Source organism: Cupriavidus sp. H19C3, from assembly GCF_049393815.1.
GTDB lineage: Bacteria > Pseudomonadota > Gammaproteobacteria > Burkholderiales > Burkholderiaceae > Cupriavidus.
Genome location: NZ_CP184986.1, coordinates 1,097,985 through 1,109,406, shown reverse-complemented (window position 1 = coordinate 1,109,406; position 11,422 = coordinate 1,097,985). Strand labels below are relative to the sequence as shown.

Sequence of the window (11,422 nt, the reverse complement as noted above, 5' to 3'; positions counted from 1 at the left end):
GCCATTCGGCACGATAGCAGGCGTTGCGTCGGAGGCTACGTTCGGAAACAGCAGTTGAGGATGGGGAGCAAGCGTGGCGGCCCGCGCGGAATCGCGTCGCGGGGAACCGCTACGCGATGTGCCAGACCTTGGGTTGAGACACTGATTTGTGCGCTTCTGCCTGCTTGGAGGCACGCGCCTTTTCGATCACATAAAAGTCTGGGCCTGCCACGGCGGCCAAGGATACGGAAGTGGCGATGGCGCCGACCATAGTAAACAAGATGGTCTTCATGATTTCCCCGTTGACTGCGAGCAGCATGGTGCTGTCGATGCCGGAAACGGCGGGCGGCAGTCGCTGCTGCTTGTGCCGGACAGGCGCTCGCAGGCTGGGCGCGTTAGCGCACGCCATGGACCAGCGCTGTCCGCGTTCGGATACCTCAGGAGACTATCGCCTGAGGTGGCCGCTCAAGGGGCGGCGACACAACGGAGAAATAAGGGAGCTCCGGATGAGCGAACAGGATAGATTCCCAAAGGCTCGCAGCGCTCCCTGCCATCGCCGGCGTGACGGCGGCGGCGGCACAGGTTGCAGTGCACATCGAGTGAGCGGTGTTGCCGGACGGCGCGCCTGCGGCACAGAGGCCTGGCGTATCGCAGCCATCGCCAGTCCCCTCAACGTCGGTCTGGGCAGCGTACGCCTGAACAGCGCCGAACGTGCAGCAGCGCTCCGCAGACATGGCAAGGGTGCGCAACGGGAACGCCACAGCGAGCGTCACCAGCAGGATGACTCGCCAGAGTTGCTTCATTTTCTCACGCCCTCGTGCCAGACGTACGACCTGAAGCAGGTGCCGTCTGTCCTTGCATGCCTTCAGTATAGGAGGCGCTTATCTGTAGGGCCGGGGCGCTATCCGACGCAGCGCAGCGGCTTGCGGGCGCGCAGCAGTGCGCCACCACAAGATACGCCTCGTCCAGTTGCCGGCTGTCCTCGTCTTGACCAGCCATGGCTTCGAGGGCGCTCAGGAGAAGATCGGCGACTGCATATTGTTCTTGCTCGCATGCCCGCCTGAACACTGCAAGGACATCGTCATTCAAGGTCTGTGTAGCGGCAGTCATGGCGTCACCTCCGCGCGAAAAGGGCTCGCTCCCTGGCTGGGGCCCCCTGTTCGACGGACGTTGCAGTCCGTCTACCGTAACTATGGACCTTCCCATAGGAGGAAGGTCAAGCAACGTCGGCTGTTCTTCAGTGCGATTTTGAATGCCTGCCTTCTGACGTGCATCCGTGAATGGCATCGCCGACTCGACAGACTAGTGGCACTACAGCTTACCGGGATGTAATGGCTGCGTAACGCCCTGGTGAGAGACGGCCTCATACCATTGATTCAAGAGGTCGATGCCTCGAAACTTCAATGGAGTGCACCATGAAAACCAACAAGTCCGTGGCCGCCGCGCTAGTTCTTTCGGCGTTGTCCATCTCCTCTGCATGGAGCACCGACAAGTCGAGGACCAACGCAGGTGATGACGTGGCGCAGCACGTTCAGCGCCAGGCCGCAGATCCCGCTGCAGCTCCGGCAACAGGGCAGGTAAGTGCAACGCGTGTCGGTTCGCAGGCCGCCATTTTTGGCAGCCAGGTACCTGCGGGAACAGCCTCTCGCACAGTGACAGTGACCCCCGGCATGAAGTACGTCAACGTTGCGTCCGGCGACACCGTGACATTTCGGAGTGGGGAGCAGGAGGCAACGTGGAAGTTCGCTGAGTCGATTCGCGGAACGACCGTAGACCTGGGCATCCTCTTGCCGGGCATGCCGAATGCTCAAGGTGTACGCGTCTATATCGAACGTAGTCGGCTCTTTACCGGCGGCTGACCTCGGTACCCGCTCGGACCGAATCTGACCTACCCATCGGGCTACCCGAGATGACCGCTTTGTCATGTGGGTGTCACGGCTCGGTGGGGTACCGCTTTCTACACTGTGTTGGCAGGCTCATGGAGCCAATTATCGAAAAGGAGAAGCAAAATGCGTACGTGTATGTTGAAGAAGACTGCTCTTGTCGCACTGACTGTTGCAACCCTCGGCGGCGTGGCCGGCATAGCAAATGCCGGCGTGACCTCGCCGCGCGATTCCTTCACTGATGGCGCCCATGCGATGGGTACGCGCGATCCGTTCAGCGACGGCAGCCACGCGATGGGTACGCGCGACCCGTTCAGTGACGGCAGCCACGCCGTTGGAACGCGCGACACCTTTACGGACGGCGCCTGATTCACGCATCTCACTGCAGGCGCAGCCATCCAGCTACGGACGTCTTGCAGGCATCCTACCGTGGGCCGCGAAAAGAGCGGCCCAGGGGACACGACTGCTTCGGCGGCGGTGTCGTCTTCCCTGATACGAAGCACAAGGCCGCAGCTCGGCTAGCGGCAGTCCCGTGCTCAGCACTTCGTCATTCTAAAGGCGCCTTCTCATTGGCGGCCAACCCATACTGGACCCAAGCGCGGTTAGCCTTTGAGAACAGTCCTGCCACCGGCGCACCCTCCTTGCGCTTGACCTTACAACGATGGGAACGTCTAAGCTGGCGTCATCAGGCGTGACACGGAAGTGCCGCACCTCCGATGCCCGTCATCTTCGTGTAAGGAACGTGTCATGAAGAACTGCAGCCCCCAATCGTCGGCCTCCGGCAGGGCGGCCCATGGATTCATGCGTTTTCGCGGCTTCTCTTGGGTTACGGTAGCCGGCGGTGCGGCGATTGCGCTTGGCGTCCGGGACTGGAGCCACGTTGCCTCCTGGCTATCCTTTGCGCTAGTGTTGCTGTGTCCGCTGATGCATTTCTTCCACGGCAGCCACGGGGGCCACGGCAAGGCCGCAGTAACAGGCAAGTCGGATGACTCAGTGGATGCCCGGCCCAACAACTAAGGGAGCCAGGATGAACAGGACAAGCAACGAACGCGATGCAACGGAGCCTGGCCGCCACGGCGCCGGTGCACATACCCCGGCTCAGGACCAGTCCGATCATGGCCATCATCACGAGCATGCGCATCACCATGACCATGTTCATGAGCAGGCTGCCACTGGCACCGGGGCGGGGGAGGCCCTCAAGGATCCGGTCTGCGGGATGACCGTCTCGGCCGATTCCAGATTCCAGGCCGAGCATGCCGGGGCTCGCTATTATTTTTGCAGCGCGTCCTGCCAGCAGAAATTCCAGGCCGATCCGGGCAAATACACGATCCCGTCTGAGCCGCCCTCGGCGGAGCCTGCCGCCGAGGGCACGATCTATACCTGTCCCATGCACCCGGAGATCCGCCAGGATCACCCGGGCAACTGCCCGAAGTGCGGCATGGCGCTGGAACCGTTGTTGCCGGAGCTGGATGAAGGCGAGAATCCCGAGCTGGTGGATTTCCGCCACCGCTTCTGGTGGACGCTACCGCTCACTGGCGTGGTGTTCGTGCTGGCCATGTTCGGGCATCGCCTTGGGTGGATGCAGGTGCCGACCCAGAGCTGGGTCGAGCTTGCACTGGCGACGCCTGTCGTACTGTGGGCGGGCTGGCCGTTCTTCGTGCGATGTTTCCAGTCGATCATCAACCGCAGCCCGAACATGTGGACGCTGATCGGAATCGGCACTGGCGCGGCCTATGTCTACAGCGTCATTGCGACCGTCATGCCAGGCGTATTTCCGCAGGCGTTCGCCGAGCATGGCCGCATCGGTGTGTACTTCGAGGCCGCGGCGGTGATCATCTCCCTCACTCTGCTGGGTCAGTTGCTTGAGCTCAAGGCCCGCTCCCAGACTTCCGCCGCCATCAAGTCGCTGCTGGGACTGGCGCCCAAGACGGCGAGGCGTATCGGTCCTGACGGTGTCGAGGAAGACGTACCGCTCACCCATGTCCACGTAGGTGACCTGCTGCGCGTGCGGCCCGGCGAGAAGGTGCCGGTCGATGGTGTGGTAACGGAAGGCACCAGCGCGGTCGACGAATCGATGATAACCGGCGAGCCCATTCCGACCACCAAGCGTGCCGGCGACCGCGTCATTGGTGCCACGATGAACACGTCGGGCAGCCTCGTCATCCAATCAGAAAAGGTCGGCTCCCAGACCGTCCTGTCCCAGATTGTCCAGATGGTGGCGCAAGCGCAGCGATCGAAGGCGCCGATGCAGCGGATGGCGGACAAGGTTGCCGGCGTCTTCGTCCTCGGTGTCATCGGCATTGCAGTGCTGACCTTTGTCGCGTGGGGACTCTTCGGCCCCGAGCCGAGATGGGTGTTCGGCCTGATCAATGCCGTCGCGGTGCTGATCATCGCATGTCCGTGCGCTCTGGGTCTGGCCACGCCGATGTCCATCATGGTCGCAAGCGGGAAGGGCGCTTCCAACGGCGTGCTGTTCCGCGATGCCGCTGCAATTGAAAACCTGCGCAAGGTCGATACCCTGATTGTCGACAAGACCGGGACGCTCACCGAGGGTCGGCCGGTTTTTGAGCGCGCGATCGGCACAAATGGTTATACCGAGGAGGACGTGCTGCGGTTAGCCGCCAGCTTGGATCAGGGCAGCGAACATCCTCTGGCTGCCTCGATTGTTGAAGCAGCCCGTGAGCGCGGCCTGCAGTTGGAAAAGCCGGAGGGCTTCGAGTCGAGCTCCGGGATCGGGGTAAGAGGCGAGCTGGGCGGCAGGAAGGTCGCGATCGGAAACACTGTGCTCATGGAAGCCGAAGGAGTTCCCATCGATCCGCTCGTGACACAGGCCGACGAGCTGCGTGCGCAAGGCGCCAGCGTCATGTATCTCGCTGTCGAAGGCGAGCTTGCTGGCCTGCTCGCCGTCTCGGACCCCGTCAAGGCCACCACGCCCGAAGCGCTGGCGCTACTGAGGGAAGAAGGTATCCGTGTCGTGATGGCGACCGGCGACGGGATTGCAACGGCCAAGGCGGTGGCCGGGAAACTCGGCGTTGACGAGTTCCACGGCGAGGTGAAGCCGGCGGACAAGCTTGAACTTGTCAGTTCCCTGCAACAGGCAGGCGCCGTGGTAGCCATGGCGGGCGACGGCATCAATGATGCGCCGGCGCTGGCGAAAGCCGATGTGGGCATTGCCATGGGAACCGGCACTGATGTCGCGATGAACAGCGCTCAGGTCACGCTGGTCAAAGGGGATTTGCGCGGGATTGCCCGTGCCCGGCAACTCTCGCGAGCGACCATTCGAAACATGAAGCAGAACCTCGGCTTTGCGTTCATCTATAACGCCTTGGGCGTTCCGCTGGCCGCGGGCGTTCTGTATCCAATGACAGGCCTGTTGTTGTCGCCGATGATTGCGGCGCTGGCGATGAGCCTGAGTTCTGCTTCGGTCATTACCAATGCGTTGCGGCTCAGGAAGGCTGCTACCTGAGGCTCGTGCCGGCAGATCCGTGGCGACCCTATTCATTTCTCAGGAGTCAGATTTAATGACGAAGCTTCTTTTCACCGCGGCATTGCTGGCGATCGGCGTCACGGCGCATGCGGCGTCACCGTCTATGGTGGTGTACAAGGATCCAAATTGCGGCTGCTGCGAGGCCTGGGTCCAGCATCTGAACGAGGCCGGCATCCGCACCAAGATCGTCAATGCGAGCGATGTCTCCGCCATCAAGGCGAAGCTGGGAGTTCCGACACAATTGAGCTCGTGCCATACCGCGGTGTTGGAAGGTACCGGCCAGATCGTGGAGGGGCACGTGCCCGCGGCAGCGGTCAGGAAACTGGCCGCGAGCCCCGCCGTGAAAGGCGTGGCAGTGCCTGGCATGCCGGCAAACTCCCCCGGCATGGGCAAGATGGACGGTAATCTTGTGACGGTTGATCTTGGCGGCAAGCCGTTCTCAAAGAACTAAGGTCGGCAAGGATAGACCACCAGGTCAGGTGCCAACATGGAAGATTCGAGCAAGCCACGCTGGCGGACCGCCGGGCTGATTGCTCTCGGCGCGGCGGCTGCGGCCGCCGTTGCCCTGCAAACTAAGCGGTATCTCGAGGCGCCCGTCGATGCCGGGAAAGCGGGCGATGCGCGGCAGCTTCGCATCGATGCCGCCGATCCGGTACGGGTTGCGCAGGGTCGGAAGATCTACGCGCAGCAGTGTGGGGCGTGCCATGGCGCCAATCTGGAGGGCCAGCCCGACTGGCGCCAGCGGCTGCCGAACGGCCGGATGCCGGCGCCTCCGCATGACGCTTCCGGCCACACATGGCATCATCCCGACGCCGTGCTGTTTGCTATTACCAGGAACGGCCTGGTCTCGGGCGTTACCGCACCGGCTGGCTATGTGAGCGACATGCCAGCATTCGGACCGTCGCTGTCCGATGAAGACATCATCGCCGTGCTGGCGTATATCAAGAGTACCTGGCCACAGAAAATCGCAGCCGCTCAGGGGGAGGTCACGGAACAGTACGCGGCGCGCAAGTAGCGCGCCGTGCCGGATCCGGTGAGAATTTCGCTGCTATTTCACCGTTACCTTGCCCACCATGCCTGCTTCGTAATGCCCGGGCATTAGGCAGGCGAAATCAACGGTTCCCGGCCGATCGAACTTCCAGATCAGCACGCCTTGCTGACCCGGCGCGAGCGATACCTGGTTGGCCTCGGCATGCCGGGCCATTGGCATGTTGCGCATCAGGTGCGCATGCTCCCTCAATTCGCTGCTGGTCCCGATGACCATCTCGTGTTCCACCTTGCCGGTATTCCGGACAACGAAGCGCACGGTATCACCGGCCTTGACCGAGATCTTGTCCGGTGTGAAACGCATCGTGTCATGCATGGCCACCTTGACGGTGCGGGTCACGCTGGCCGGGTCCCCAGGCTTGCCAGCGTTCTGGCTGGCGGTCTGACCGTGGCCGTCCCGGCCCCTCATGTTTCCCGCTGCGAGCGCCACCAATGGAACGATGGCCATAGCCAGCAATAGTTGCTTGGTCGGATTCATGCGGGCCTCCTTGGCAAGTTGCTGTGGTGGCCGGTTGCGAGGGGATACCCTTGCGAGTTACTGGCCGATTACATCCCGGTCGGCGAAAGGACGCCGAGCGATGCCACCAGAGCCAAAATCAGCGTTACGGCGGTGGTCTCGAACATCAGGCTGCGGCGCAACATACGTACGGCCCCATCGTGATCCCCCGTCTTTCCTGCCTGTTCGAGTTGTGGGGCGAGCCTAAAGCGGTTCGCTGCAGCCAGTGCCAGCATGGTGCCAAACAGCGTGAGCTTGACAATCAGCAGACCGCCATACGATGTGAGAGAGAGATCGTCCGGCAGCGTCGGGCCGACAATCATCCAGTAGTTCATCGCGCCCGTGACCGTCAATGTTGCGACCACGATCGTGCCCACCTGTGCAAATCCGTTGGACGTACGGCTGAGCAAGGCGGCCGTTGCCGGCGACGACGGCCTTGACAGCATCACCAACGCGACAAGCGCGCCGACCCAGGCACCTGCGGCCATCAAATGGGTGATATCGGAGACGAGATGGAGATACCGGCGCCCGCCGTCATCCATGGCGCCATGCCCGGCCCACGCGAGCGTCGAAAGGGCAACGCCGGCGGTGGCGGCGAGAGCGCCGAACTGGAATGGCGGCGACCGGCCGGCAAACAATGCAAGCAACAAGCAGAGGAGCAGGGCAACCAGGCGCACCGTCCAGGCGGTGCCGAAATCGGTGCCCATCACAATCATTTCGAAGATGTGGCTCTGCAGCTCCGAGTACTCGGATGCGCCGGTCATGCCCTTGGCCATCACTGCCATATTCGCAAGCGACAGGAGGATGCCGAGCGCTGCGATCACCGCAGTGACCGTCACATGGCGCGAGCCGATGCGCGACGACATCTCTTCGCGGCGAAGCGCGTAGAGTCCGAACAGCGGGAGCCCGAACAGCGTCGTCAGGTCGAAATAGAGTGCAAAGCGCACCGAAACGGTTACCCAGTCCATATGCGGATTACTTGACCGTGAAGGCGATATTCCCGTTGATCGGATGGGTATCGGACGACACGGCGCGCCAGTCCACGCGATAGTTGCCGGGCACCAGCGGCTGAGCCGGGGTGACGACCATGGTCTTCGGATCATCGCTGCCGGAAACGTTGGCGGCGACCTTCATCGGCACATGGTCGGCCATGCCCGGCATGCCGGTCATAACGAGGTTGGCGCCGGAGAACTTGGTCATCAGGTTTTCCGAGAACTTCAGTTCGATCTTTTGCGGCGCAGAAACCTCGGCCTTGTCAGCCGGCGTGGACGAAACCAGCTTCGGGTGTGCGAAAGCCACGGAACTGGCCAACGCGGCGGCGATTGCCAACGTGGCTTGCAGGAAGGAGCGGGGCGCTTGCATGATGAACTCCGGATAGATAAGGGTTAAATACGCTGTCAAAACCACATGCGAACACCCGCCACAAAGCGAGTTTCGCCACTACGGCCGCCGGACGCACGAACCATGTCGGCGGTATTGCCAAAGGTCTGGTAACGCTCGACACCGATATACGGTGCGAACTGACGACTTATCTCATATCGCAGGCGCAGGCCTACGGCGCCATTCGCCAGGCCGCTGCCGATACCGACGGCGGGGTCGTTCTTGCCGTAGAAATTGGCCTCGATCCTGGGCTGTAGGATCAGACGCTGCGTAATCAGCAGTTCATATTCGGCGGACAAGCGAAGGGCGGTCCGGCCTTCGGTCCCGAGGTATCCGGTCGCGTCCACCTCGAACCAGTACGGCGCCAGGCCTTGCACACCGAAGGCCAGCCAGTTGCGGGCAGGACGCCCATAGCCGGCGTCGTTCCGAATACCTAGCTGGGTATCCCAATAGGTGGCAATCGCATGGCCCCACAGCAATTCCGTGCGGGCCTCATGCACCTTGCCCTTCTCTGCCTCGCCTTCAGCCTTGATCACGAACTTGTTGTAGGTGCTGCCGAACCAGGCCTGGGCCTCATAGGCGGCGGCATTGCTGTCGTTGCCTTTGACCCATTCCAGTCGGTCCACCAGGACGGAAGCAAACAGATGTTCGTCCGCCATATGCAGCGATCGGGTCGGTCCAAGGGCGTATTGGCCAACACCAAGTTGGTAGCCGCCCGAATAGGCGTGCGGATCGCGGGCATCCGGCGGGGCGCTCCCGCCTTGCATGTTCATGTCGCCATGGTCCATGCCCTGCATCGAGCTATGGTCCATGCCCTGCATTGCACCCTGGTCCATGGTTTGCTTCGAGCCCTGGTCCATGGTCTGTATCGCGCCCTGGTCCATGGTCTGCATCGACCCGTGGTTCATGCCCTGCATCGAGCCGTGGTCCATGCCCTGCATCGAACCGTGGTCCATGCCTTGCATCGAGCCGTGGTCCATGCCCTGCATTGAGCCGTGGTCCATGCCTTGCATACTGCCGGCTTGGCTCGGGGACTTCGGTTGCGAGGCGGCCTTGGCCTTTTCCGTTGTACCAGAGGACGTTGATTCGGCCTGGCCGTCTGGCGTGTGGGAGTGCTGCGCCCATGCGACGCTCATGCCCGCGGAAGCGAGCACGGCGGCGACGACTGTTCTTGTGTGCTTGTACATGGCGTATGCGTATTCAGTTAGAAGTCAGGCCACCAACACTTCGCGGAACATCCCCGCATCCATGTGCATCATCAGGTGGCAATGCCACGCCCAGCGGCCCAGGGCGTCCGCGGTGACCAGGAAACTGATGCGCTGTGCCGGCTGTACCGGAATCGTGTGCCGGCGCGCCTGGAACGTGCCGTCCGGAGCCTCCAGCTCGCTCCACATCCCGTGCATATGCATGGGGTGGGTCATCATCGTGTCGTTGTGGAGGATGACGCGCAGCCGCTCGCCATGCTTGAAATAGACAGGCGTCGATTTCCCGAACTCAACGCCGTCGAATGACCAGGTGTAGCGCTCCATGTTGCCGGTCAGGTGCAGCTCCACCTCACGTCCCGGGCCACGCGCATCCAGGGGGCCGCCGATGGTGTGCTGGTCGGCCAGCGTGAGTACCTTTCGGCCATTGTTGCGCAGGCCGATGCCGGCATCGTCCAGGTTGGTGCGGGCCATGTCCACGCGCATATCCGTGCTGGCGCCGTACTCGGTCTTCGCATGGCGCGCCTTGGTGCTTGGAACCTTGAGCGAATTGTCCGCCGCCATGCCGGCCATGGCGTGCTGGCTGTGGTCCATCGGCATCGTCCCGTGGTTCATGCCGGACATGGCCATGCCCCCGTGGTTCATCCCGCCATGGTCCATCGCTTGCATGTTCATGCCCCCGTGATCCATGCCTTGCATGGACATGCCCCCATGGTTCATGCCGCCCATATCGCCCATCATGTCCGCCATGGTGAGCCATTCTGGCTTGTCGACTGCCGGAACTGGTGCGCTCAGGCCTTCGCGGACGGCGAGCGTGCCACGGGCGTAGCCCGTCCTGTCCATGGCTTGGGAGAAGATGGTGTAGGCATCGTCCCGGGGCTCCACCACCACGTCGCAGGTTTCGCCGGGGCCGAACCGGAATTCGTCTACCGTGATGGGCTCGAGATCCTGTCCGTCGACCTGCACCACCTTCAGTTTCAGGCCCGGAATGCGCACGTCGTAGAACGTGTTGCCGGCACCGTTGATAAAGCGCAGCCGCACTTTCTCGCCGGGCTTGAACAGGCCTGTCCAGTTGCCGGCTGGCGTGACGCCATTGGTCAGATAGGTCAGCGTTGCAGCCGAGAGGTCCGCGAGGTCGGTCGGATTCATGCGCATTTCGTTCCACATCTTCCGCTTGGCGAGTGCGCTCTTCATCCCCTCGCTGGAGACGTCGCGGAAGAAGTCGATGACCGTCGGCTGGTTGTAGTTGTAATAGTCGCCCTGGACTTTCAGTTTCGAGAGGACCCGCATCGGATCCTCATCGGTCCAGTCGGACAGCAATACCGTGTAGTCGCGATCGGCCTGGATCGGGTCCTTGCCGGAAGCAGGATCGATCACGATGCCGCCGTATACGCCGGTCATCTCCTGGAAGCCGGAGTGCGAGTGATACCAATAGCTGCCGGTCTGGCCGACCTTGAAGCGATAGGTGAAGGTCTGGCCGGGGGCAATGCCGGCGAAGCTGATGCCCGGCACGCCATCCATCTGGAACGGCAGGATGATGCCGTGCCAGTGGATCGAAGTGGGCTCGCGCAGGCGATTCGTGACCCGAATAGTCACGGTGTCCCCTTCGCGCCAGCGCAGCGTCGGACCGGGCAGCATGCCGTTGATGGTGGTTGCCACACCAGGCTTGCCGGTGAAGTTGACCGCCGATTCGGCGATTACCAGGTCAAATTCCGTCCCGCGCAGGACCGGGGCGGTGCCGTATCCAGCACGCTGAGGGGCGTCTGCCTGCGCCCAAGCGCTGCCGTCAAGGCCGGCCAAGCCCGCCATTACGCCGCCTGCCGCCAGGCCTTGCACGAAACGGCGGCGCGGAAGGTTGGGCAGAACAATGCCAGACGGTCGATCGCGTCGCATGAAATTAATCCTCTTTTGCTGGAATGGCCGCGTCGTAAGGCGGCATGTTGAGAGT

At 62.4% G+C, this 11,422-nt stretch carries 13 protein-coding genes; 6 read left to right on the top strand and 7 right to left on the bottom strand.

Going from position 1 to position 11,422, the window contains the following annotated elements:
- Nucleotides 1–109 precede the first annotated feature (109 nt).
- Both DFLDMN_RS24570 and DFLDMN_RS24565 read right to left on the bottom strand, forming a co-directional pair.
- A complete protein-coding gene (locus tag DFLDMN_RS24570) occupies nt 110–298 on the bottom strand; it encodes a hypothetical protein (protein ID WP_205182457.1) in 189 nt (62 codons plus the stop codon).
- A 118-nt stretch (nt 299–416) separates the two neighbouring features.
- A complete protein-coding gene (locus DFLDMN_RS24565) occupies nt 417–782 on the bottom strand; it encodes a hypothetical protein (protein WP_205182455.1) in 366 nt (121 codons plus the stop codon).
- A gap of 612 nt (nt 783–1,394) precedes the next feature.
- Here DFLDMN_RS24565 and DFLDMN_RS24560 point away from each other — a divergent pair.
- From DFLDMN_RS24560 to DFLDMN_RS24535, 6 genes are all read left to right on the top strand, one after another.
- Nucleotides 1,395–1,838 carry a CzcE family metal-binding protein gene (locus DFLDMN_RS24560; RefSeq protein ID WP_205182453.1) on the top strand — a complete coding sequence of 148 codons (444 nt, stop codon included), beginning with the start codon at nt 1,395–1,397 and terminating at the stop codon, nt 1,836–1,838.
- Between the two features lie 162 nt (nt 1,839–2,000).
- Nucleotides 2,001–2,231, top strand: a complete 231-nt coding sequence (locus DFLDMN_RS24555) for a hypothetical protein (RefSeq protein WP_240202917.1) — start codon at nt 2,001–2,003, stop codon at nt 2,229–2,231.
- A 378-nt stretch (nt 2,232–2,609) separates the two neighbouring features.
- The gene (locus DFLDMN_RS24550; protein WP_205182442.1) at nt 2,610–2,879 is read left to right on the top strand and encodes a DUF2933 domain-containing protein; all 270 of its coding nucleotides are present in this window, start codon (nt 2,610–2,612) and stop codon (nt 2,877–2,879) included.
- A gap of 10 nt (nt 2,880–2,889) precedes the next feature.
- Nucleotides 2,890–5,328, top strand: a complete 2,439-nt coding sequence (locus DFLDMN_RS24545) for a heavy metal translocating P-type ATPase (RefSeq protein WP_275892072.1) — start codon at nt 2,890–2,892, stop codon at nt 5,326–5,328.
- 55 nt (nt 5,329–5,383) lie between these two features.
- The gene (locus DFLDMN_RS24540) at nt 5,384–5,800 is read left to right on the top strand and encodes a DUF411 domain-containing protein (protein ID WP_205182440.1); all 417 of its coding nucleotides are present in this window, start codon (nt 5,384–5,386) and stop codon (nt 5,798–5,800) included.
- A 36-nt stretch (nt 5,801–5,836) separates the two neighbouring features.
- The gene (locus tag DFLDMN_RS24535; protein WP_205182438.1) at nt 5,837–6,364 is read left to right on the top strand and encodes a c-type cytochrome; all 528 of its coding nucleotides are present in this window, start codon (nt 5,837–5,839) and stop codon (nt 6,362–6,364) included.
- A 33-nt stretch (nt 6,365–6,397) separates the two neighbouring features.
- On the opposite strand, the gene DFLDMN_RS24530 is transcribed toward DFLDMN_RS24535, so the two are convergent.
- The 5 genes from DFLDMN_RS24530 to DFLDMN_RS24510 form a co-directional block, all read right to left on the bottom strand.
- Nucleotides 6,398–6,874 (bottom strand): cupredoxin domain-containing protein, encoded by a 477-nt coding sequence (locus DFLDMN_RS24530; protein ID WP_205182436.1) that lies wholly within the window; start codon nt 6,872–6,874, stop codon nt 6,398–6,400.
- A 68-nt stretch (nt 6,875–6,942) separates the two neighbouring features.
- On the bottom strand, nt 6,943–7,860 hold the full coding sequence (gene copD / locus DFLDMN_RS24525) for a copper homeostasis membrane protein CopD (RefSeq protein ID WP_205182434.1): 918 nt from the start codon (nt 7,858–7,860) through the stop codon (nt 6,943–6,945).
- A gap of 7 nt (nt 7,861–7,867) precedes the next feature.
- Nucleotides 7,868–8,254: a copper homeostasis periplasmic binding protein CopC gene (gene copC, locus DFLDMN_RS24520; RefSeq protein WP_205182432.1), complete on the bottom strand. Its 387-nt coding sequence runs from the start codon at nt 8,252–8,254 to the stop codon at nt 7,868–7,870.
- Nucleotides 8,255–8,289: 35 nt separating this feature from the next.
- The gene (locus tag DFLDMN_RS24515; RefSeq protein WP_205182421.1) at nt 8,290–9,459 is read right to left on the bottom strand and encodes a copper resistance protein B; all 1,170 of its coding nucleotides are present in this window, start codon (nt 9,457–9,459) and stop codon (nt 8,290–8,292) included.
- A 24-nt stretch (nt 9,460–9,483) separates the two neighbouring features.
- Nucleotides 9,484–11,367, bottom strand: a complete 1,884-nt coding sequence (locus DFLDMN_RS24510) for a copper resistance system multicopper oxidase (RefSeq protein WP_205182419.1) — start codon at nt 11,365–11,367, stop codon at nt 9,484–9,486.
- Nucleotides 11,368–11,422: the final 55 nt, after the last annotated feature.